Genomic DNA, 21,394 nt, shown 5'->3' with positions numbered 1-21,394 from the left:
CCGACGCTAACGCACCGGACTACCGGGACTGGAGCGCGTCCAGGGCTACCGACATCGCGGCGACCAGCCGGCGGTCCAGCTGCGGGTCGTGGATCGTCACGACGTACTTGTCGCGCAGGCCCCACTTCTTGACCACCGAGAACGCCGGGCGGCCGTTGAGCACGAAGTCGAAGTGGTACGGCAGCCAGGACAGCGCTTCGACGAAGCGGCGCAGGATCGCGACGGGCAGGTTGGTCTCCCGGCCGATCATCTCGCCGTAGCCCGGCTGCTCGAGGTGCCACGTCGAGCGCAGCAGGGATTCCTTGAAGTTCTTGCGGAACAGGCCGATAGGACTACCGGCGGCATCCGTGACGTCGTAGGTGGCGCCGAGATCGAGGACCTGGCGGGCCTGGAAACCGAGGACGGGAGTCGTCTTGGTGTCGTCGGTGTAGAGCGTCACCTGCTCCTTGAACGCCATCCGCTTCTGCTGGGCGAACGCGAGCACGCCGGCCTCGGACCCGTCCGGAGCGACGGCGTGGACCTCGTACTGGTTGACCATCAAGCGGACGCGCTGACGCACGATGAGCTGCTGCTGGGTCTGAAGGGTGTCGACAGTCACGGCGGCAGTGTGACATACCGGTGCCTACCTGAGGAGATCCACAGCACGACGGTGGCGCCGGGCGCCCGTGGGCGGTCAGACTTGCAGCCGGACAGAACTGACACGGAGGATCACGCATGGCGAAACAGGCAGACGGCCGTCGGGGGCGCACCGGGGCATGGGTGGCTCTGGCACTGGGGGCCGCTGCGGCCTGGGCCGCTCGTGACATCCCCGCGCAGATCGGCGGGCGCAAGATCGGTGCCCGCGCGGACGGCGAGCGCGGCGCGCGGTACAGCCGTTCCCCGCAGTTCGCCGACGGCAAGTTCCGCAACACGGTGCCGGCGACCATGATGACGGCCGGCTCGATGCCCCGGATCCTGGCCGCGACGCTGCGCGACCGCGACCGCCGGCACCCGGGCCAGCCGATCCCGGTGCTGCGGCCGGAGTTCGGTGGCGAGACGAGCGGGCTGCACGTCACGTGGTTCGGCCACTCGTCGGCGCTGATCGAGATCGAGGGCCGCCGGGTCCTGCTGGACCCGGTGTGGAGCGAGCGCTGCTCCCCGTCGCGGCTGGGCGGCCCGAAGCGCCTGCACGAGCCGCCGATGGCCCTGCGCGAACTGCCGCCGATCGACGCGGTGCTGATCTCCCACGACCACTACGACCACCTCGACATGGACTCCATCCGTAACCTGGTGGACCTGCAGGCGGCGCCGTTCCTGGTGCCGCTGGGCGTCGGCGCGCACCTGGAGCGCTGGGGCGTGCCGGCGACCCGGATCATCGAGCTGGACTGGGACGAGCGGGCGACCGTGGCGGGCATCGAGTTCATCGCGACCGCGGCCCGGCACTTCTCCGGCCGCGGCTTCAGCCGCGACGAGACGCTGTGGGCGTCCTGGGTGATCGCGGGACCCAACCGCAAGGCGTTCTACTCCGGCGACACCGGCTACTTCCCGGGCTTCGCGCAGATCGGCGAGGAGCACGGCCCGTTCGACGTGACGCTGGTGCAGATCGGCGCCTACAACGAGGACTGGCCGGACATCCACATGTTCCCCGAGGACGGCGTGGCCACCCACGTCGACGTGCGCGGCGGCCTGATGATCCCGGTGCACTGGTGCACGTTCAACCTGGCGCTGCACGACTGGCCCGAGCCGGCCGACCGGACCTGGCGCGAGGCCAAGGCGCGCGACGTGCGGCTGGCCATCCCGCGGCCGGGCGAGCGGGTGGACGTCGACAACCCGCCGGCCGTCGACGGCTGGTGGCAAGCGCTCTAGAGTCAAGATCAAGAAGCTCATGTCGCAGGCCCGTGCGTGGTGCTGACCGTCGCTTCCGCCGATTGCCGGCTGATTGCATGGTGAAACCCGTCGTCCCCCGGGGCGGCGGGTTTCTGCTGCGCGTTGCGTCAGTCGACGTACCAGGAACCCGCGGCGGCACGGATGGTCCAGTCGCCGCCGGGCAGGGGGAGGGCCATCGTCACGTCGTCGGCGGTGACGTCCAGCGTCGGTGCGCCGGTGAGAGCCAGGCCGTCCGGGGTGACGGTGAGGGGCGCGCAGCCGAGCGGTTCGCTGAGCACGATCACGACGATCGTGTCGCGGTCGCCGCGTCGGGCGTCCAGGTGGATGACGGTCTCGCCCGGCCCGGCCCGGCCGGCGGCGGTGTCCACGAAGCGCAGCCGGCCGCCGGTGAAGTCGAGCTCGGCCGGCAGGCGCGCGGCGGTGCCGACCGTGATCCTGCTCGGGACCGGTGGGGCGGCGGCGCCGGGCAGCTCGGGCACCTCGAGCGGCAGGTGCCGGCCGACGATCCGGAGCAGGTCCCGGGCCTGGCTGTCCTCGGTCTCCAGCAACGAGCGGACCCGGTGCGCGGCCCAGCGGGACCGCAGCGCCGTGGGGGTCATGCGGAAGAGCTGGGCGTTCAGGCCGCCACAGAGCGCGCCCGCCGCGGCCAGCTCCCAGCGCCGCAGCAGGCCGGCGTAGCGCATCCGGCGCAGCTGCCACATGATCGTGAGTTGCAGGATGCCCAGCACGTCGGCGCCCCGCGCGGCGAGCTCGGGCAGCTCGGGGGCGTCCTCGCGGACGCCTTCGTCCGAGGCTCGGGCCGCCGCCGACCCGGACCAGTCCACGTCGTCCGGATACCAGCGGAGATCCCGGCCCGCCAGCCGCAGTGCTGTGCCGCCGGCGGGAACGTCGAGACCGACCTCGTCCGGCGCCGGCACGACGGTCAGCTCTCCACCCAGCCGCACCGAGCCGCGCTCAGCGTGCGGGAACACCCCGGACGTCAGCTCGCCGACGTGGAAGTGCAGCGCGGGCGGGACGGGGCTGTCCGCGGGATGTCGCCGGCAACCCGGGGCGAGCTTCAGCGACCCACTGATTTGCTGTGGATCGCTGCCGTGCACGTCGATCCGGGCGCCGGCGAGGGTGCCGCCGGTCAGCTCGTAGTCCGCGCAGATCAGCTCCGCGGCCTCGGCGGTCAACGGCTGCGGCACCGGGATGAGCCGGCCGTCCCCGCTCCGGGACGGCCGGCTGCTCCGCTCGGGACCGAGCAGGGCCGCCGGGTCGTGCCCGAGACCGTCGAGGTGGCCGGCCATCCAGCGCCGGTGCTCGTCCCCGGCCGCGAGACCGAGCCGGCGCCACACCGCCCGCGCCGCGGACCGCCGGGTCCACGGAGGAGCGGTCCCGGCGGCCACGGCGGGCAGTAGATGGTTGTCCCACAGATCGAACTGACCGATGAGGAACTCCCGGTCGAGCGACCGGGGCCGCGCGGCCGCCGCGGCCACCTCGGCGTACGTGCGATCCAGCAGCAAGCCGAGAGCGCCCGCCTCGTCAGCCCGCCCGGTCCACATCATGCAGGCACTCTGCCAGGTCCGGCAGCACCGGGCCACAGCCCGGCCGGCCCGGCCTGCCCCGGGTTTCACCGAGCACGGACCTGGCAGGGTGAGGGTGGCCGCTCATGAGCCGACAGGCGAATGGCCACCCTCGCCCGGTCTCGGCGGGAGCGACGGTCGGTGCCATGCAACCAGGCACGACATCGCCTTGATCTTCGCTCTGGCTCTTCGTTCTGGCTCTTTGCTTCGGCTTTTTGCTCGGCCTCTTCGCTCCGGATTCGGCCGCTGTCTGCCGCGCGGCGTCAACGGTGGCCTCGATGGCGGCGTCAATGGCCGGCGTCGTAGGCCGCGGCGGCGAGCGTCAGGATCACGAAGACCGCGCCCAGGACCAGGGGCCCGGTGTGTCCCCAGGCGATCTTGCGCTTGGCCGGCAGGTCGCGCTTGACGGCGCGGACGTCGCGCCAGGCGGCGTGGGCCCGGCCGATGCGGTAGCCGATGACGATGACGGTGGCGGCGGTCATGACTGCTGCGACGCTCACTGCGGAACTCTGGTGGTAAGGCATTGCCGACCCCCTGGAGATGCGTAGCGGTGCCCGACGCCATCAGTGTGGGGTCGCGGCACCGCTACGGACCAGAGGATTAATCAGGCTTAAGAACCATGAATCAGATTTAGCGGGACGTAGGCCGACATACGTTTTCTGTCGCTTATCCGATCGGCTGATGCGGGACGCAGACCTTGACGGCGGCCGGCGCGACCTCCACGCGGATCTTCTTGACCGCTTCCCGGGCGCCACCGTCCAGCTCGTACATGAGCGGCTTCTTCAGCTTGACGTCGATGCGCCGGGCCCGGGTCATGTGCACGAACGGCGAGTCCTCCGAGCGGCCCACGGCCATCCGGCCCATCGTGCGGGCCCACTGGGTCACCCCGCGAGCCGTCGCCACACCGACGTCCAGCCAGCCGTCGTCCGGCTTGGCGTCGTCGAAGGCCTTGATGCCGCCGGTCACCGTGCTGACGTTGCCGACCAGCACGCAGCTCGCGTCGTCGGAGAACCAGGGCGTGCCGTCCACCTTGATCGTCGCCTTCGGTGCCTCGCCGTTGAGGTGGCGCATGCCCGTGTAGACGTACGAGAGCTTGCCCAGCCGGTCCTTCAGCTTGCCGTCCGCGTCCTGGATCATCGCGCCGTCGAAGCCGATGCCGGCCATGACCGCGAAGTGCTCGCCGTTGAGCACCCCCAGGTCCAGCTTGTGCCGCTCGCCGTGGAACGCGATCCGCACCGCCTCGGCGAGGTCGTGCGGCACGCCCAGATTGGTGGCCAGCAGGTTCGCCGTGCCGGCCGGGATGATGCCGACCGGGACCTTGGCGCCGCCCTTGGTGCGGGCGACGGTGTCCAGGCTGCGCTGCACCATGCCGTCGCCACCCCATACGAGCAGCAGGTCCGGTTCCTTCGCGAGGGCCCGTCGCACCTGTTTGGGCGCCTTACGGCTCTTGGGCACCTCGTGCCAGTCGAGCTCGTCGACGCCCTCGTCGGTGATGAGCCGGCGCAGCTCGTCGAGCCCGCCGCCGAGGGTCTTGCGCCGGTGGGCGACCACGGCGATCTTCCGGGGAGTCCGCATGGCACCGGCGTTTACCCGATGCCACACATTCCTACGCCCACGGTGGCCGTCCCCGCTCCCGCACCGCGGACTCTCAGTGCACGCTCTCGCGCATCCGCTGCTCGGCGGCCGCGCTGCGGATCACCATCAGCCGCAGCTCCAGCTCGTCCGACACCATGGACGCCAGGTGCTCCAGGGCGGTCAGCTGGCGCTCCGTCACCTCACGGGGGCGGTTGTCGATCACGTTGACCGTGCCCAGCCGGTAGCCGTCGTGGGTGCGGATCGGGGCGGCGGCGTAGAACCGCAGGCCCAGCTCGCCGCGGACCAGCGGGTGCTCCAGGGTGCGCGGGTCGACCGCGGCGTTGTTGATCACGTAGACGTCGTCCTGCGCGATGACCGAGGCGCACAGCCCCGGCTCCTTGCCGACCTCGCGGACGCCGGTCAGGCCCTGGCAGGCGGCGAGCCAGACCCGGTCCTGCTCCACCAGCGACACCGTCGCGATGGGAGCGTCGAAGATGGCGCCGGCCACGAAGGCGATCCGGTCGTACGCGTCCTCGACCGGCTGGTCCACCAGCCGGTAGCGGCGCACGGCCTCCAGCCGGCGCTGCTCCTCGGGGCCGGCACTGTCCAGGTATTCATAGGCATTGCCCGATACGGGGCTGCTGTTCGTCATGGGGGAACCACCTCACGCAATGATCGCTCGCGGTCACTGAGAGCCTAGTGAGAACGGCCAGGTCGTCCGCAATGGGCGCGCGCGCCAAAATGGCCACGATCATCGCGGCGAACGCGAATGTCGCACAAATTGTCAGACCCGCGGGGCCCTATTCCTCGTCGTCCTCTTCGGTACGGGGGATCGCGCGCAACCGGACCCGGGTGATCGCCCGGCCGGTCACCTCGACGACCTCGGCGGTGAACTGCGGCAGCGTCACCACCTCACCCGGCTCGGTGGGGATGTGCCCGAGCACCGCGAGCACCATGCCGGCGACGGTCGTGTAGTCGCCCTCGTCGTTGCCCGAGTTGTCGAAGCCGATGTCGGGCAGGTCGTGGATCGGGAACGAACCCGGCATCAGCAGGGCGCCGTCCGCCTCCTTGACCACCGACTGCACGTCGCGGTCGGTCTCGTCGTAGATCTCCCCGACGATCTCCTCGACCAGGTCCTCCATGGTGATGATGCCGTCGATGGCGCCGCGCTCGTCGACCACGAGGGCGATCTGCTGCCGCTCGGAGCGCATCTGCCGCAGCGCGTCGGAGACCCGCAGCGTCTCCGGCAGGAACAGCCCCGGCCGGGCCACCGCGTCGACCGGCCCCTGCGCGCCCACCAGGTCCCGCAGGTGCACGACGCCGAAGACGTCGTCCAGCCCGGCCGGCCCCACCACGGGCGCACGCGAGTGCCCACCGGCGATCAGCTGGCTCAGGGCCTCCGGCGCGGCCAGCCCGGTCGCCAGGGTCAGCACGTCGCGGCGCGGCACCAGGATCTCCCGCAGGATCCGGTCCGCGATCTCGAACGCCCCGCTGATGATGGTGCGCTGCTCGATCGAGAAGTCCTGCTGGGCCGCGACCATGTCCCGGATCTCCTCGGTGCTGACCTCCTCGCGCTGCGCCGACGGGTCACCCCCGGCCAGCCGGACGATCAGGTTGGTGGCCACGCTGAGCAGCCAGACGGCGGGCCGGGAGATCGTGGACAGGATGTCCAGCGGGCGCGCCACCAGCAGCGCCCAGCCCTCGGTGCGCTGCATGGCGATCCGCTTCGGCGCCAGCTCCCCGATCACCAGCGTCACGAACGTCAGCACGATGGTGACGACGACGATGGCGGCCGGCTCGGCGGCCGAGCCGAGAAAGCCCAGCGGCTCGACCAGCGGCCGGGACAGCGAGACCGCGGCGGCGGCCGAGGCCAGGAAGCCGGCCAGCGTGATACCGATCTGAATGGTGGCCAGGAACCTGTTCGGGTCCCGGGTGAGCCGGCCCAGCACCCGGCCGCGCCGGGAGGACCGTTCCAGCTTGTGCACCTGGCTGTCACGCAACGACACCAGTGCCATCTCGCTACCGGAGAAGGCCGCGTTGACCAGCACCAGCACCAGCACGAGCAAGACCTGCCCGCCTATGCCATCCACGACAGTTTCAGCCCCTCAGGCGTTCGGATCACGAGCCCCACAGGCTATAGACACTCGGTTACCGCCGCGCGGCGGCAGGCAGGAAAAACAGTTCAAACCCGCTTTTGCAGGTACGTGATGCCGACCGGAGCGGCGCCCGGCCCCCAGCCGGACTCGACGTACCCGAGCCCGCGGTAGAGCCGCAGGTTGGCCTCGCTGGTGGCACCGGTGAACAGCTCGAAGCGGTCGACCCGGCCGGCCAGCGCCTCCTCGACAGCGGTGGTCAGCCGCCGCACCGTGAGCACCTCGCCGGCGTCCGCGGGACCGGCCACCGCGATGGTGATCTCCATCAGCTGACCTCGTCGGCCCAGACCCGCCAGTCGTCGAGCACGCCGAACAGCGCGGGGGTCAACCAGCCGGGGGCGGACCGCTGGAAGACTCCCGGCTCCATCCCGCCGGCACCGTCGGGCAGCGCGCCGACCAGGTGCGGGACCAGCTCGGTGAGGTTGGCCCAGTGCACCAGCTCCGGCTCGGCCGGCCAGGCGCCCAGCACCACCTTGGCCGGCACACCCCGGCGGTCCAGCGCCTCCAGCGTCAGAGCGGTGTGGTTGAGCGTGCCCAGGCCGGCGCGGGACACCACGATGGTGCGGCCACCGAGCGTGGTGGCGAGGTCGGCCACCGTCCAGGCTTCACCCGAAGGACGGACGCCCATCGGCACCAGCAGGCCACCCGCGCCCTCGACGAGGACCAGGTCGTGCTTCTCCGCCTCGGCCCGGATCGCGTCCACGACCTCGTACAGCTCCAGCGGCGCCATCCCGGCGACCTTCGCGGCTGCGAGCGGAGCCAGCGGCTCGGGATACGACGCCAGGGTGCGCGCGGTGTGCGGGTGCGCGAGGCGGGTGATCAGGTCGATGTCGGTGGGGCCGCCGCCGGCGGTGCCGGTCTGGCCCGGCTTGACCACGGCCACCCGCAGCCCGGCGGCCTGGGCGGCGGCCGCGATGGCCGAGGTGACGATGGTCTTGCCGACGTCGGTGTCGGTGCCGGTGACCAGGACGATGCCGCGCCACTCGCCGGCCTCGGCCGGGCGGGCCGCGGCGCGGGTGGCCGGCTCGGGCTCCGGCTCGACGGTGGCCTGGATCGTCTCCGGGGAGAGATCGGCGTCCTCGGGCGAGGCGGGGCCCACGCCGGGGGAGACGGGGATCGGGGTCGCGGGGGAGATCGGAGCCGGGATCGCCGGGGAGACCGGGCGGGGGTCTTCCTCCGGGGAGCGGGTCGGGGCGGTCTGGTCCCACGTCACGGTGCGCACTCCACGATCACGTCGAGGGCCCGCGCGAAGTCCGCCGCCGCGACGCCCGCGTTCAGGGTCAGGCGCAGCCGGGACGAGCCGTCCGGCGTCGAGGGCGGGCGGAAGCAGCCCACCGCGATGTCCCGGTCCGCGCAGTCCGCCGCCCAGGTCACCGCCGCCTCCGGGCCCGGCGCCGGGACCGACAGCACCCCGGCCGCCGGCCGCGACACCTCGAACCCGGCCGCGCCGAGCCGCCGCGCGGTCAGCGCACCCCGCGCGGCCAGCACGGCCCGGCGGTCATCCGCGGCCCGGGCCAGCCGCAGCGCCGCGTGCACGCCTGCCACCACGGCCGGGGGCGGGGCGGTGTCGTAGATGAAGGTGCGGCCCGTGTCGACGAGGTGCCGGATGAGCGCGGCCGGCCCGGCCACCACACCACCCGCGCCGCCCAGGGACTTCGACAGGGTCGCCGTCACGATGACGTCCGGTTTGCCCGCCAGACCCGCCGCCGCGACGCCACCTGCGCCCTCGGTGCCGAGGACACCCACGGCGTGGGCGTCGTCCACCAGCAGCAGCGCGTCGCGGGACGAGGTCACCGCGTGCAGCTCGGCCAGCGGCGCGAGGTCGCCGTCCACGGAGAAGACCGACTCGGTGACGAACACGGCGGGCCGGCCGGGGTGGGCGTCGAGGATCGCCGCGAGCGCGGCCGGGTCGGCGTGCGGGGCGACGACCACCTCGGCGCCGGAGCTCTTGCAGCCGTCGATCAGCGAGGCGTGGTTGTAGCGGTCCGAGACGAGCAGGGTCTGCGGGCCGGCCAGGGCGCGGACCGCACCGAGATTGGCCAGATAACCCGACGAGTAGACCAGCGCCTGCTCCGCACCCAGCCAGCCGGCCAGCTCGGTCTCCAGCGCCTCGTGGGCCCGGGTCGAGCCGCGGACCAGACGCGAACCGGTGGCGCCCAGCCCGTACTCCTGCAGGGCCCGGACCGATGCCGCGATCACCCCGGGGTGCACCGCCAGGCCGAGGTAGTCGTTGCCGGCCAGGTCGACCACCGTGTCGCCGGCCGGCCGCGGCCGTAAGATCCTGGTCAGCCCGGCCTTGGCCCGCGTGCGGGCCTGGCGCTCGAGCGCCTCCTGCCAGCCCGCCAAAGCACCCTCGCCCTCTCATCGCCGAACCCCGTCCGCCGGGCAAACTACCACCCGGCTCCGACATCCCCGCCGCGCGGAACGCCTTGTAGGGTACGGGCATGCCAGAGATCCTCGACCGGGCCCGGGCCCGGGTTCTTGCCGACGGTGCCGGGCTCGACGAGGCGGGGATTCTCGAGGTGCTGCGGCTGCCCGACGAGGATCTGCCGGAGCTGCTCCAGCTGGCGCACGACGTCCGGATGAAGTGGTGCGGCCCGGAGGTCGAGGTCGAGGGCATCGTCTCGCTCAAGACCGGCGGCTGCCCCGAGGACTGCCACTTCTGCTCGCAGTCCGGCCTGTTCACCTCGCCCGTGCGCGCCGTCTGGCTGGACATCCCCTCGCTGGTCGAGGCGGCCAAGCAGACCGCGGCGACCGGCGCGACGGAGTTCTGCATCGTGGCGGCCGTGCGGGGGCCCGACGAGCGGCTCATGGCGCAGATGCGCGAGGGCGTCAAGGCGATCAAGGAGGCCGTCGACATCCAGGTCGCGGCCAGCCTGGGCATGCTCACCCAGGAGCAGGTCGACGAGCTCGTCGCGATGGGCGTGCACCGCTACAACCACAATCTCGAGACCTGCCGGTCCTACTTCGCCAACGTGGTGACCACCCACTCGTGGGAGGAGCGCTGGGGCACGCTCAAGATGGTGCGCGACTCCGGCATGGAGGTCTGCTGCGGCGGCATCCTCGGCCTGGGCGAGTCCGTCGAGCAGCGCGCCGAGTTCGCCGCGCAGCTGGCCGAGCTGGACCCGCACGAGGTCCCGCTCAACTTCCTCAACCCGCGCCCGGGCACCCCGCTGGGCGACCGCCCGGTGGTGGAGGGCAAGGACGCGCTGCGCGCCATCGCCGCCTTCCGGCTGGCGATGCCCCGGACCATCCTGCGGTACGCGGGTGGCCGCGAGATCACCCTGGGCGACCTGGGTACGCGCGACGGCCTGCTCGGCGGCATCAACGCGGTGATCGTCGGCAACTACCTGACGACGCTGGGCCGCCCGGCCACCTCCGACCTGGAGCTCCTCCAGGAGCTGAAGATGCCGGTCAAGGCGCTCTCGGCGACGCTGTGACGGTGCTGATGTACTGCGACCGGTGCGGTCAGGCGGCCACCGAGGGCGACCACTCGGCCTGCGCGGCGGCCCGTGAGCTGGAGCCACCACGCTTCTGCCCGGACTGCCGGCGCCGGATGAAGGTGCAGGTCGTGCCGACCGGCTGGACGGCGACCTGCGTCGAGCACGGAGTGCGGCACTCCTAGGGCCAGTCCTGGACGAACCCATCGGCGACGGCGGACCTCGTTTCAGGCCCGCCGTCGCCGCTCTCACCCGTCACCCGGAGGTGGCAGGAGTCTCGTCGCTCGCCGACCGGTGGCCCGCCACCGGCAGGGTCAGGGTCAGCAGAGCCCCGTCGCGGTCGCCGCCCTCCGCGACGCCGAACCGGCGCAGCGTGCGCAGCATCGCGACGTTGTCGGCACCGGTGTGCGCCACCAGGGCCGAGAAGTTCATCCGGGCCGCCCAGGCGGTCAGCCGGCGCAGCAGCACCGTGCCGATGCCCCGGCGCTGCCAGGCGTCCTGCACCAGTACGGCCACCTCACCGAGGTCGCCCTCGGTGAGCAGGTTGGCCATCGCGACGACCCGTTCCTCGCCGCTCGCCGGATCGACGTGCAGGGCGAGCAGCGTCAGGCCGTTCACCGGCTCCAGCATGCGGCGCAGGCGGGCCTCCGACGGCATCTGCGCGCCACCGAGGTAGCGGCGCCGGCGCGACAGCATGGAGCTGTGGGCGTGCAGCCGGCGGACGCCCTCGACGTCGTCGCCGGTCGCGGGGCGGATCAGCAGCTCGGCGCCGTCCGGCAGCAGCAGGGTGGTCTGGTCGGTGGTGCGGCGCACCAGGGCTCCGCTCACCTCGACCAGCGCCTGCGCGCGGGCGTACTCGGCCGGGGTGAAGGCCGGTGCCGGTCGCAGCACCTCGTAGCTGCCGCCGGCCGGGTCGATGAGCGTCATCCGCTCCTCGTCGAAGCCGTGCAGCACCACCGTGCCCTCGGGCCGCCAGCGCACCTCGGCCGCATCGAGCAGGGTGACCAGCGCCTCGCCCAGCGAATCGGGATCGTGCACCAGCCGGCCGGCCAGCGCGAGGGCCCGGGTCGGCTGGTCGGCCAGGCCCTGGGCCTCGGCCCGCGTGACGAAGGCGTCCCGGCCGCGGCCGCGGGCGATCGCGGCCTGCAGCTCCTGCTCCGACATGGTGTCCGGCGCGTCGACCAGGAAGTCGTCGACCGCGCCGCCCTCGGTGGTGTGCACCTGGACGGCGAGGATGTTGACCGAGCGCAGCGCGAGGCTCGCGGTGAGCACGGAGAGGTAGCCCGGTTTGTCCTCGACGGTTGCCCTGATGCGCCACAGCGCCATGCTCGGCACTCCCTCTCCCGGATCGATCCGCTCAACCGAACTTAAGCGTCTCTCGCCGGTGTTACCTGCGCATTGCTTGAGCTGGGACGACTATGAGGGGTCGATCACAGCGGTGGCGACCGGCGGCACACCGGTGCGGTCGAGGCGGTCGCCGAGGATCACGGCGGCCGCGCGGACCAGCTGGGCGATCCGGTCCACCTCGGTGATGTGGAAGGCGGCGGCGGGCAGCTCGTCGTCGTCGCTGCGGGCGATGACCAGGACCAGACCGGCGCGGCCGAACGGGGCCACCGCGTACCGGGTGCCGTCGGAGCCGGTCATCGGGCGGGCGCGCAGCGGGGTCACCTCGGGCAGGCGCAGCGGGGACGGGGCGCGCCAGCTCGCGTACGTCACCGTGGGCTCATTGCCGGTCGGCAGGCGCAGGGACGGCTCGTCGGCCGGGACCGGGCGCGGTGGTGCGGCGGTGCGCGCGGCCCAGTCGGCCGGCACGATCGCGGCCGCGGCCCAGTCGGCGGCCAGCAGCCCGGGAACGGCGTCGACCAGCGTGGCCAGCCCGTCCACCGGGTTGGCCGCGACCTGGGCCAGCAGCTCGGCGTCGTGACCGCCGGAGACCGGTGCGCCGATCGCCCGCCAGACGCCGTCCACCTGCACGCCCGGGATGGCGGCGAGGCCGGCGAGGAGCCGTTCGACGCGGGAGGCGCCCGGCCAGACGACGGTGAAGTCGTCCACGGCCCGCCCGCCGAGCCGCTCCAGCACGACGACCTGGACGATGTCGGCCCCGGCGACGCCCAGCGTGCGCGCGACCTGACCGAGGGCTCCAGGGCGGTCCGGCAGGGTGACCCGTACCCGCAGCAACATGCAACTCCTCCCGTCTGGCGAACGGCACGGCGGTGCCGTCCCGAGGTCACAGATTGCCGAAGCGGCGTTTCGCCCCGGTTGCGGCGCCGTGTCCCGGTGGTCAAGGCACAGAGATATGCCCGGAATCACACTCGAGAGTAGGACCGCTCAGGCGGAGGCGCGACGGACCAGATGGGTGTCGAGCAGAACGTGGGAATTCTCGACCGGCTCCCGGCGGATCCGGCACACCAGCAGCTCGGCCATGCGCCGGCCCATCTCCTCGACGGGCTGGTGCACCGTGGTCAGCGGGGGCTCGCACTGGCGGGCCACCGGCGCGTCCTCGAAGCCGATGACCGCCACGTCCTGCGGCACGCGCAGGCCCGCGTCGCGCAGGGCCCGCAACGCCCCGCTGGCCATCAGGTCGGAGGCGACGAAGACGGCGTCGAGGTCGGGCTCGCGGTTGAGCAGGGCCCGCATCGCCTTGACCCCGCCGGCCTCGCTGAAGTCGCCGTACGCGACCAGCTCCGGCCCGCCCACCGCCGCGCGATAGCCGGCCAGCCGGGCCCGGCCGACCTCCATGTCCTGCGGTCCGGCGATGGTGGCCACCCGCCGGGCGCCGTTGCCGAGCAGGTATTCGACCGCCTTGCGGGCGCCGGCGGAGTTGTCGACGTCGACCGAGAAGTCGCTCTCCGCGGCCCGGGCGGACCGGCCGCCGAAGACGAACGGCATGCCGCGCTCGCGCAGCACGGCCGGCAGCGGGTCGTCGTCGTGCAGGGAGAGCAGCAGGACGCCGTCGACGTGCTGGCCGGTCAGGTGGTGCTCGACCCGCTCGCGCTGCTCCGGGGAGGCGGCCATGGCCAGCCACAGCTGCAGCGGCGTCTCCAGCAGGGCGGCGTTGATGCCACGCAGCACGCCGGCGAAGAACGGTTCGCCGAACACCCGCTCCTGGGACTCCGACACGACCAGCGCGACCGAGTCCGTCCGCTGGGTCACCAGGGAGCGGGCCGCCCGGTTGGGGACGTAGCCCAGCTCCTGGATCGCGGCCTCGACGGCGGCCTTGGCCTGCGCGCTGACCTGCGTCGACCCGTTCAGGACGCGCGATGCGGTGCCGCGGCCGACGCCGGCGCGCGCCGCGACGGCGTCGAGCGTCGGTCGCCCCGGTGCACGGACGGGTTGCCTGGTCATCCGGGCATTATCGCCCTCAGGACCGCCGATGTCTCGCCCGTACGCGGTCGGGTTTGACCTTGACCGGTTCATCGGCTGCCGTACGGGCTCCGGCCGCCTAGGGTTCAGGGATGATCTGTCATGCCTGCCGGGAGCGCCGTCACGAGGACTGCCGGGGCGGGTCGTGGTGCGACTGCCAGCACCGTCCCGTCGAGCCGACCCCGCCGGTCACCGGCCCGGCGGCACCGTGATCGACGTCCGCGACGCCGATCTGGCCGCCTGCTATCCGCGCCGGCCGGAGCCCACCCTGCGGGTCAATTTCGTGGCCAGCATCGACGGTGCCGTCACGGTGGACGGCAAGTCAGCCGGCCTGGGTGGCCCGGGCGACAAAATGATCTTCGACACACTGCGGACGGTCTGCGACGCGCTGGTGGTCGCGGCGGGCACGGTCCGCACCGAGAACTACGACGCGTTACGACTCACCGAGCCGGCCCGGCAGTGGCGCCGGGACCACGGCCTGCCCGCGTTCCCGCTCATGGTGGTCGTCTCCGGCTCCCTCGATCTGGATCCTGGGCAGCTCGTCTTCTCGGACGCGCCGGTCCGGCCGCTGATCGTCACCCACGCCGGGGCGCCGGCCGACCGCCGGGCGGCCCTGGCCGAGGTGGCCGAGATCGTCACCTTCGGTGAGGAGTCGGTCGACCTGGCCGCGGCGGTCGGTGAGCTGCACGCACGCGGCGCGACCCAGCTGCTCTGCGAGGGCGGTCCGCGTCTGCTCGGCGCGATGATCGCCGCCGATCTCATCGACGAGCTGTGCCTGACGGTCTCTCCCCGGCTGGTCGGCGGGGCGGCCGGCCGGATCGCGGCCGGGCCGGACGGCCCGCCGCGGGAGATGTCGCTGGCCGGCATCCTGGCCGACGGCGACATGCTTTTCCTCCGGTACGCCCGCAGCCGCTAGAACTTGTGGACAACCCTGTGGATGACCCCTAGAACTTGTGGACAACGCGTGCCAACCGACGTGCCGTCCGTCGGATGTCATACGTCTGGTGCAACATGATCGGCGTGTCTGACGAAGTGGTCGAAGTAAGCGAACCGGTCGGGCGTGTCCTCGGCACCGCCGACGCCACCCCGTTGCAGTTCTGGACGGCGGTCACGCCGGGCAGCTATCTGCAGCTCGACGACGTCGTGGTGACCAAGCGGGAGCTGCCCGGCCGCGAGCCGGTGACGATCGCCGGCGTGGTCACCCAGGTCCGCGCCCGGCACGAGGGCGCGCAGTTCGACTCCGACGTCTTCGCCATCGCCGAGGGCACCCTGCCGGCTCTGGTGCAGGAGGCGGCCGAGATCACCACCACCCGGGTCGACCCCGAGCTCTACGTGCCACCCGCACCCGGCGCCGTCGTGCACCGCGCCTCCGGCGCCGCGCGCGACGCGGCCCTGCACTTCGACCGGATGGAGCGGCGGGTCCCGATGGGCACCGGCCGCGACGGCGTGCCGGTCTTCCTCAACGCCGACTTCCTCGACGGCACCCGCGGCGCGCACGTGTCCATCTCCGGCATCTCGGGCGTGGCCACCAAGACCAGCTTCGCCACCTTCCTGCTCTACTCGGTGTTCCGCTCCGGGCAGCTCGGCGGCGACGCGGTCAACGCCCGCGCCCTGATCTTCAACGTCAAGGGTGAGGACCTGCTCTTCCTCGACCACCCCAACACCAAGCTCGACGAGGCCACCGAGGCGGCGTACGCCCGGCTCGGCCTGCCCGCGACGCCGTTCCCGGACGTGCGGGTCTACGCGCCGCCACGGGCCGGTGACTCCTCCGGGGCGCCCGACGTGCAGAGCCGGCTCACCGGGGTCGACAGCTTCTACTGGACGCTCGAGGAGTTCTGCGAGAAGCGGCTGTTGCCGTACGTCTTCGCCGACGCCGACGACGAGCGCCAGCAGTACACGATGGTCGTCCACTCGGTCACCGCACACCTGGCCCGGCACGCGGTGCCCGCCGAGGGGGGCATCAGCATCGACGGGCGGCGGCTGTCGTCGTACGGCGACCTCGTCGACCACGTCGTCGACCAGCTCACCGACGACGAGACCCGTTCCACCTGGGCCGGCAGCGCGGTCAACATGGGCACCGTCAACGCGTTCGCCCGCCGGCTGATCGGCAGCAAGCGCGACCTGGCCCGGCTCATCCGCGGTGACCTCGCCGCCCGCCGCCCGCACCAGATCAAGACCGCCGAGAGCGCCCAGGTCACCGTCGTCGACCTGCACAACCTCCCCGACCGCGCGCAGCGCTTCGTGGTCGGCGTGACCCTCAAGACGGAGTTCGACGACAAGGAGAAGTCGGGCACCGGCCGCCCCCTGCTCTTCGTCGTGCTCGACGAGCTCAACAAGTACGCCCCCCGCGAGGGCTCGTCCCCGATCAAGGAGGTGCTGCTCGACATCGCCGAGCGCGGCCGCTCGCTGGGCGTGATCCTGATCGGCGCGCAGCAGACCGCCAGCGAGGTGGAGCGCCGGATCGTGACCAACTCCGCGATCCGGGTGGTCGGCCGCCTCGACCCGGCCGAGGCGTCCCGCCCGGAGTACGGCTTCCTGCCCCCGGCGATGCGTCAGCGGGCCCTGCTGGCCCGGCCCGGCACGATGTTCGTCAACCAGCCGGACATCCCCGTCCCACTCTGTGTCGAGTTCCCCTTCCCGGCCTGGGCCACCCGCAAGTCCGAGTCGGGACCGCCCCCGGCAGCCACGATGCGCTCGATCGTGCAGGGCGTCGACCCGTTCGCGGTGGTCGGTGGCCGCGGCGGTTCGTCCGACGACGACATCCCGTTCTAGCCTTCCAGGGCGTCTCCGGCGCACGTCAACACCAAACGGCGAAAGATGGAGCGATGCGCATCCTGCACACGTCCGACTGGCACGTCGGGAAGGTCCTGAAGGGCCGGACCCGGCACGAGGAACACATCCGCGTGCTCGGCCAGGTCGTGGAGATCGCCCGGGCCGAGCAGCCGGACCTCGTGATCATCGCCGGTGACCTCTACGACACGGCCGCGCCGTCGCCGGACGCCGTCCGGGTGGTGACCCGGGCGCTGTCGGCGCTGCGGCAGACCGGCGCCACGGTGATCGCGATCGGCGGCAACCACGACAACGGCCAGGCGCTGGACGCGCTGCGCCCGTGGGCCGAGGCGGCCGGGATCACGCTGCGCGGATCCGTGCGGGACAGGCCCGACGACCTGATCCTGACCGGTACGACCGCCGGCGGTGAGCGCTGGCGGCTGGCCGCGCTGCCCTTCCTCTCCCAGCGCTACGCCATCCGCGCCGTGGAGATGTACGAGCTGACCGCGGCCGAGGCGAGCCAGACGTACGCCGACCACATCGCCCGGCTGATCGCCCGGCTCGCCGAGGACTTCGGTGAGCCCGGCGTGGTCAACCTGCTCACCGCCCACCTGACCGTGGTGGGCGCCAGCGCCGGTGGCGGCGAGCGCGAGGCCCACACCGTCATGGGGTACGCGGTCCCGGCCACCGTCTTCCCGCCCGGCACGCACTACGTCGCCCTGGGCCACCTGCACCGTTCCCAGGCGGTCATCGGCCCCTGCCCGGTGCGCTACAGCGGTAGCCCGCTGGCCGTCGACTTCGGCGAGGAGGAGAACATCAGCTCCGTCGCGATCGTGGACGTGTCGGCCGAGAAGGCGGCGAAGGTCCGCGACGTGCCGGTGACCTCGGCCCGGACGCTGCGCACCGTGCGCGGCTCACTCGATCAGCTCGCCACGGTGAACCTTCCGGATGCCTGGTTGCGTGTATTCGTCCGTGAGACGCCACGGGTGGGGCTGCGCGAGGACGTCCAGGAGCTGCTGCCCAACGCGCTCGAGGTGCGCATCGATCCGGACATGGTGCCCGACCGGGCCGGGGAGCGGATGGCGCAGCGTGCCGGGCGCAGCCCGCGCCAGCTCTTCGGTGACTATCTGGACAGTCGCGGCACCGCCGAGGAAGGCGTCCGGGAACTCTTCGACGAGCTCTACGACGAGGTGAGCACCCACTCATGAGGCCGCTACGGCTCGACATGGCCGGTTTCACGGTCTTCCGCGACGAGACCACCGTCGACTTCACCGACGCGGACTATTTCGCGCTGGTCGGACCGACCGGTTCGGGCAAGTCCACGGTGCTCGACGGCATCTGCTTCGCCCTCTACGGCACTGTGCCCCGCTGGGGAGGCAGCCGCGGCATCGGTAACGCGCTGGCGCCCTCGGCCACCGAGGCCCGGGTGCGGCTCGTCTTCGAGTCCGCCGGTTCCCGCTACGTGGCGACCCGGGTGGTGCGCCGCGACGGCCGGGGCAACGTCAAGACGGCCGGTGCCGGCCTGCAGCTCATGCCGCCGGGCTTCGACGTCACCCGGCTCGACACCGGGATGAGCCTGGAGGACCTCGGTGACGTGCTCGCCGGCACCCCGGCCGAGATGGACAGCGCGATCGTCGAGGCCGTCGGGCTGCCGTACGAGCAGTTCACCAGCTGCGTGATCCTGCCGCAGGGCCAGTTCGCCGACTTCCTGCACGCCAAGCCGGCCACCCGCCAGCAGATCCTGGTCAACCTGCTCGGCCTGCACGTCTACGAGGAGGTCCAGGCCAAGGCCTCGACCCGCGCGACCAAGGCCGAGGCCCAGCTGGTCACCCTCGACCAGCTGCTGGCCGGGCTGACCGACGCCGACGACGAGGCCGTCGAGGCCGCCGAGACCCGGCTGACCGCGATGCGGGAGCTGACCCGGGCCGTCGAGCAGGCGGTGCCGCAGCTCAGCGTGGTCCGGGCCCGCGAGGCCGAGCTGGCCGCGGCCCGCGACGCGATCGCCGGCGAGCTGGCCGTGCTCGCCCGGGTGAAGATGCCGGCCGGCAGCGCCAAGGTCGCCGAGGCCGCGGCCGCGGCGCGGGCCGGCGCCGAGGAGGCGGCGGCGGGCGTGCGCGCGGCCGAGGAGCGCGAGGAGAAGGTACGCGGGGAACTGGCTGCCGCCGGTGACGCGGGTTCGCTCGGGCTGCTGCTGGACCGCCACCTCGAGCTGGACCGGCTGACCGGCCAGGCCGAGTGGTTCGCGGGCGAGGTCTCCGTCGCAGAGGTGGAATACAAGGACGCCGTGGCGGCGGCCGACCTCGCACGGGCCGCGCACACCGGCGCCGAACAGTTGCTGGAGCAGGCACGCGCGGAATACGCCGAGGCCCAGACCCTGGACCGGGCGGCCGCTCTGCGGGCGCACCTGACGACGGGCCACGACTGCCCGGTGTGTGCCCAGCCGGTGACCGAGGTCCCGCCGATGCCCGAGGGCTCGGCGGTCCAGGCGGCCGAGCGCACGGGCAAGGCGGCCCGGGCGGCTGCGGACGTGGCGTCGACGGCGTTCAAGCAGCGCGACGCCGTGGCGCGGGAGCTCGAGCGCGGGCTCGACCGCAAGCGGGCCCAGCTGGAGCAGCACCGGTCCCGGCTCACCGAGGTGCGCGCCGCGCTGGCCGACTCGCCCGGCGTCGAGGCCCTGCGCCGGCAGCTGGACGAGCTCACCAAGCTGCAGAAGAAGCTCGACCACGCCGGTGCGGCGGTCCGCGAGGCCCGCGACACCCAGCGGCGGGCCCACGCGGCGGTCGCGGCGGCCGACGAGCAGCAGCGCACGGCCTGGCGTTCGTTCGACACGGTCCGCGACGCGGTGGCCCGGTTCTCGCCCCCGCCCGCCGACCGTGACGACCTCGCCGCGGCCTGGTCCGCGCTGGTCGAGTGGGCGCGGACGTCCGCCCGGCAGCGGGAGAAAGCCCGGGCCGAGGCCGCGTCGGCGGTCGAGGCCGCTCACGCGGACACCCAGCAGGCCCGCGCGGCCGTGCTGGCCCTGTTCACCGACGCGGGGCTCAATGCCCCCTCCGGCGGCGCCGACGCCGACCTGATCCGGGCCGCCGCGGTGGCCGCCGAACGGGCCGAGGCGGCATGGCAGCGGCTGGCCGACCGCCGGGAGCAGGCCCGGGAGCTGGCCGAGCAGCGCGCCACGCTGCTGCGCGACGGCCGGGTGGCCAAGGCGCTGGCCGGGCACCTGCGGGCCAACAACTTCGAGCGCTGGCTGCTCGAGGAGGCGTTGGATCTGCTCGTCGACGGCGCGTCGCGGATTCTGCGCGAGCTGACCGGGGGACAGTACGACCTGATGCACGACAAGGGTGAGTTCTTCGTCATCGACCACCACGACGCGGGCCTGCGGCGCGGAGTGCGCACGCTGTCCGGCGGGGAGACCTTCCAGGCGTCGCTCGCGCTGGCCCTGGCCCTCTCCGAGCAGCTGGCCGGCATGTCGACGACAGCGGCCAGCCTGGAGTCGATCGTGCTGGACGAGGGCTTCGGCACCCTCGACGCGGCGACGCTGGACGTGGTGGCGGCGACGCTGGAGAACCTGGCCGCCCGCGGCGACCGGATGGTCGGGGTGGTCACCCACGTCAACGCCCTGGCGGAACGCGTACCGGTCCGCTTCGAGGTGCACAAGGACGCCCGTACGGCACATGTGGAGAGGGTTGGTCTGTGACGCGGATGTTCGTCGACGCCTGGGATCCGTCGTACGGGGCGTCGTTCGAGGGCGACTCGTCGGACGGGCCGGCGTCGCCCAGCAGCGCCCAGGTCGACACGGACGTCGAGGTGCCCGCCGACCGGTGGGCACCGATCGACGTCTCGTCCCGGGTCCGCTGCCCCGACGTGGTGTTCCTGGTCGACGGCGTCCGGCGCAACGACGCGGGTCTCTGGACGGCCGAGGAGGACGGCATGTCGTACGCCGGGCTGGCCGCCTCGTACGCGGCCGGCGTGGTGCGCTGCGACCTGCGTAACGGTGTCGCTGAGCTGGCCGGGGCCCGGGTGGCCCGGGGCTTGTTCACGGCCTCGCCGAGCGCGGAGGACCTCCAGGCCGGCTCGGTGCGCTACGAGGTGCACCGGGTCAGCGGCACCGGCGAGGCGAGCAAGCTCCCGGCCGCCGTCCAGGCGCCCCTGACCGCGCTGGAGATCGACATCTCGGGCGCGGCCCGCGACGGCGGCACGGACGGCGCCGACCTGCTGGTGGTGGACGGCCCGTTGCGTAACCGCCGGCAGCTGCCCCGCACGATCGGCTACGTGAAGACGCAGCAGAAGCAGTATCTGCCCGCGGCGCTGACGACCGTGGTGACCTCGTTGCGGCCCACCCAGCGCACGCCGGTCTTCCAGATGGGCACGGTCTGGGGCGGCTGGTCCTGGTATCTCCGGCTGCCGGGGGCCTCGGGCGCGCCGTGGTCGGGCATCGTCCGGATCGAATGCTCGCCGGACCTGACCCCGGCCGAGGCGATCGAGCTGGCCGACCTGTCCTCTGCGACCCTGCCGCGGTTCGCCTCGTCGTCGTACAAGGATCCCCGCGCACCGCAGAATCTCGTGCCGATCGCGGGCCTGGAGCGGCGCCTGCGCGGGATGCTGGGCGACGCCCGGGTGCTGCACCGCGCCCTCACCCTGGCCACCGCCAGAAGCCGCTGACCGC

At 72.8% G+C, this 21,394-nt stretch carries 19 protein-coding genes and 1 pseudogene; 8 read left to right on the top strand and 12 right to left on the bottom strand.

What is annotated here, in order from left to right:
* Window positions 1-19 precede the first annotated feature (19 nt).
* Window positions 20-598: an LURP-one-related family protein gene (locus tag Aau02nite_RS07840; RefSeq protein WP_212987647.1), complete on the bottom strand. Its 579-nt coding sequence runs from the start codon at window positions 596-598 to the stop codon at window positions 20-22.
* Window positions 599-714: 116 nt separating this feature from the next.
* Here Aau02nite_RS07840 and Aau02nite_RS07835 point away from each other — a divergent pair, with 116 nt between their 5' ends.
* On the top strand, window positions 715-1,845 hold the full coding sequence (locus Aau02nite_RS07835; protein ID WP_212987646.1) for an MBL fold metallo-hydrolase: 1,131 nt from the start codon (window positions 715-717) through the stop codon (window positions 1,843-1,845).
* Window positions 1,846-1,973: 128 nt separating this feature from the next.
* Here the strand turns inward: Aau02nite_RS07835 and Aau02nite_RS07830 are convergent, their stop codons facing one another.
* The 8 genes from Aau02nite_RS07830 to Aau02nite_RS07795 all read right to left on the bottom strand — a co-directional run bounded on the left by Aau02nite_RS07830 (window position 1,974) and on the right by Aau02nite_RS07795 (window position 9,505).
* Window positions 1,974-3,413 carry a hypothetical protein gene (locus tag Aau02nite_RS07830; protein ID WP_212987645.1) on the bottom strand — a complete coding sequence of 480 codons (1,440 nt, stop codon included), beginning with the start codon at window positions 3,411-3,413 and terminating at the stop codon, window positions 1,974-1,976.
* 305 nt (window positions 3,414-3,718) lie between these two features.
* Window positions 3,719-3,931, bottom strand: a complete 213-nt coding sequence (locus Aau02nite_RS07825) for a hypothetical protein (protein ID WP_212987644.1) — start codon at window positions 3,929-3,931, stop codon at window positions 3,719-3,721.
* Between the two features lie 166 nt (window positions 3,932-4,097).
* Window positions 4,098-5,006: a diacylglycerol/lipid kinase family protein gene (locus tag Aau02nite_RS07820; protein WP_212987643.1), complete on the bottom strand. Its 909-nt coding sequence runs from the start codon at window positions 5,004-5,006 to the stop codon at window positions 4,098-4,100.
* Between the two features lie 73 nt (window positions 5,007-5,079).
* Window positions 5,080-5,658: a GAF domain-containing protein gene (locus tag Aau02nite_RS07815; RefSeq protein WP_212987642.1), complete on the bottom strand. Its 579-nt coding sequence runs from the start codon at window positions 5,656-5,658 to the stop codon at window positions 5,080-5,082.
* A gap of 148 nt (window positions 5,659-5,806) precedes the next feature.
* Window positions 5,807-7,096 carry a hemolysin family protein gene (locus Aau02nite_RS07810; protein WP_212987641.1) on the bottom strand — a complete coding sequence of 430 codons (1,290 nt, stop codon included), beginning with the start codon at window positions 7,094-7,096 and terminating at the stop codon, window positions 5,807-5,809.
* Between the two features lie 92 nt (window positions 7,097-7,188).
* Window positions 7,189-7,425, bottom strand: a complete 237-nt coding sequence (locus Aau02nite_RS07805) for an N-acetyltransferase (protein WP_212987640.1) — start codon at window positions 7,423-7,425, stop codon at window positions 7,189-7,191.
* The gene (gene bioD / locus Aau02nite_RS07800; RefSeq protein ID WP_246594990.1) at window positions 7,425-8,132 is read right to left on the bottom strand and encodes a dethiobiotin synthase; all 708 of its coding nucleotides are present in this window, start codon (window positions 8,130-8,132) and stop codon (window positions 7,425-7,427) included. Before bioD ends, Aau02nite_RS07805 begins: the two co-directional genes overlap by 1 nt.
* Before the next feature lie 236 nt (window positions 8,133-8,368).
* Window positions 8,369-9,505 (bottom strand): 8-amino-7-oxononanoate synthase, encoded by a 1,137-nt coding sequence (locus Aau02nite_RS07795; RefSeq protein ID WP_212987639.1) that lies wholly within the window; start codon window positions 9,503-9,505, stop codon window positions 8,369-8,371.
* Between the two features lie 98 nt (window positions 9,506-9,603).
* Here Aau02nite_RS07795 and bioB point away from each other — a divergent pair, with 98 nt between their 5' ends.
* Window positions 9,604-10,599 (top strand): biotin synthase BioB, encoded by a 996-nt coding sequence (gene bioB / locus Aau02nite_RS07790; protein WP_212987638.1) that lies wholly within the window; start codon window positions 9,604-9,606, stop codon window positions 10,597-10,599.
* Window positions 10,530-10,784: pseudogene (gene bsaP / locus Aau02nite_RS07785) on the top strand (biotin synthase auxiliary protein BsaP); the annotation flags it as partial. The gene bioB and the pseudogene bsaP, both read left to right, overlap by 70 nt.
* Before the next feature lie 70 nt (window positions 10,785-10,854).
* Here bsaP and Aau02nite_RS07780 read toward each other — a convergent pair.
* From Aau02nite_RS07780 to Aau02nite_RS07770, 3 genes are all read right to left on the bottom strand, one after another.
* Window positions 10,855-11,925, bottom strand: coding sequence for a GNAT family N-acetyltransferase (locus tag Aau02nite_RS07780; protein ID WP_212987637.1), 1,071 nt, complete (start codon window positions 11,923-11,925; stop codon window positions 10,855-10,857).
* Between the two features lie 90 nt (window positions 11,926-12,015).
* On the bottom strand, window positions 12,016-12,780 hold the full coding sequence (locus Aau02nite_RS07775; protein WP_212987636.1) for an ACT domain-containing protein: 765 nt from the start codon (window positions 12,778-12,780) through the stop codon (window positions 12,016-12,018).
* Window positions 12,781-12,927: 147 nt separating this feature from the next.
* Entirely contained in the window at window positions 12,928-13,944 is a 1,017-nt protein-coding gene (locus tag Aau02nite_RS07770) for a LacI family DNA-binding transcriptional regulator (protein ID WP_212987635.1), read from the bottom strand.
* Between the two features lie 163 nt (window positions 13,945-14,107).
* Here Aau02nite_RS07770 and Aau02nite_RS07765 point away from each other — a divergent pair, with 163 nt between their 5' ends.
* From Aau02nite_RS07765 to Aau02nite_RS07745, 5 genes are all read left to right on the top strand, one after another.
* Window positions 14,108-14,878 carry a pyrimidine reductase family protein gene (locus Aau02nite_RS07765; RefSeq protein WP_438841109.1) on the top strand — a complete coding sequence of 257 codons (771 nt, stop codon included), beginning with the start codon at window positions 14,108-14,110 and terminating at the stop codon, window positions 14,876-14,878.
* 95 nt (window positions 14,879-14,973) lie between these two features.
* Entirely contained in the window at window positions 14,974-16,734 is a 1,761-nt protein-coding gene (locus Aau02nite_RS07760) for an ATP-binding protein (protein ID WP_433721270.1), read from the top strand.
* A 53-nt stretch (window positions 16,735-16,787) separates the two neighbouring features.
* On the top strand, window positions 16,788-17,939 hold the full coding sequence (locus Aau02nite_RS07755; protein ID WP_212987632.1) for an exonuclease SbcCD subunit D: 1,152 nt from the start codon (window positions 16,788-16,790) through the stop codon (window positions 17,937-17,939).
* Entirely contained in the window at window positions 17,936-20,425 is a 2,490-nt protein-coding gene (locus Aau02nite_RS07750) for an AAA family ATPase (protein ID WP_212987631.1), read from the top strand. Before Aau02nite_RS07755 ends, Aau02nite_RS07750 begins: the two co-directional genes overlap by 4 nt.
* A complete protein-coding gene (locus tag Aau02nite_RS07745; protein ID WP_212987630.1) occupies window positions 20,422-21,390 on the top strand; it encodes a hypothetical protein in 969 nt (322 codons plus the stop codon). The genes Aau02nite_RS07750 and Aau02nite_RS07745 overlap by 4 nt, the downstream gene beginning before the upstream one ends.
* Window positions 21,391-21,394 lie beyond the last annotated feature (4 nt).

It is taken from the genome of Actinoplanes auranticolor, assembly GCF_018332655.1.
Lineage (GTDB): Bacteria > Actinomycetota > Actinomycetes > Mycobacteriales > Micromonosporaceae > Actinoplanes > Actinoplanes auranticolor.
The sequence above is the reverse complement of the archived record's forward strand: the minus strand, read 5'-3'. Positions and strand labels throughout refer to the sequence as shown.

Coding starts and splice junctions, on each gene's coding strand:
- Aau02nite_RS07835 (WP_212987646.1), top strand. CDS start 715: ATGGCGAAACAGGCAGACGGCCGTCGGGGGCGCACCGGGGCATGGGTG.
- Aau02nite_RS07805 (WP_212987640.1), bottom strand. CDS start 7,425: ATGGAGATCACCATCGCGGTGGCCGGTCCCGCGGACGCCGGCGAGGTG.
- Aau02nite_RS07775 (WP_212987636.1), bottom strand. CDS start 12,780: ATGTTGCTGCGGGTACGGGTCACCCTGCCGGACCGCCCTGGAGCCCTC.
- Aau02nite_RS07760 (WP_433721270.1), top strand. CDS start 14,974: ATGATCGGCGTGTCTGACGAAGTGGTCGAAGTAAGCGAACCGGTCGGG.
- bioB (WP_212987638.1), top strand. CDS start 9,604: ATGCCAGAGATCCTCGACCGGGCCCGGGCCCGGGTTCTTGCCGACGGT.
- Aau02nite_RS07820 (WP_212987643.1), bottom strand. CDS start 5,006: ATGCGGACTCCCCGGAAGATCGCCGTGGTCGCCCACCGGCGCAAGACC.
- Aau02nite_RS07770 (WP_212987635.1), bottom strand. CDS start 13,944: ATGACCAGGCAACCCGTCCGTGCACCGGGGCGACCGACGCTCGACGCC.
- Aau02nite_RS07755 (WP_212987632.1), top strand. CDS start 16,788: ATGCGCATCCTGCACACGTCCGACTGGCACGTCGGGAAGGTCCTGAAG.
- Aau02nite_RS07815 (WP_212987642.1), bottom strand. CDS start 5,658: ATGACGAACAGCAGCCCCGTATCGGGCAATGCCTATGAATACCTGGAC.
- Aau02nite_RS07780 (WP_212987637.1), bottom strand. CDS start 11,925: ATGGCGCTGTGGCGCATCAGGGCAACCGTCGAGGACAAACCGGGCTAC.
- Aau02nite_RS07750 (WP_212987631.1), top strand. CDS start 17,936: ATGAGGCCGCTACGGCTCGACATGGCCGGTTTCACGGTCTTCCGCGAC.
- Aau02nite_RS07830 (WP_212987645.1), bottom strand. CDS start 3,413: ATGATGTGGACCGGGCGGGCTGACGAGGCGGGCGCTCTCGGCTTGCTG.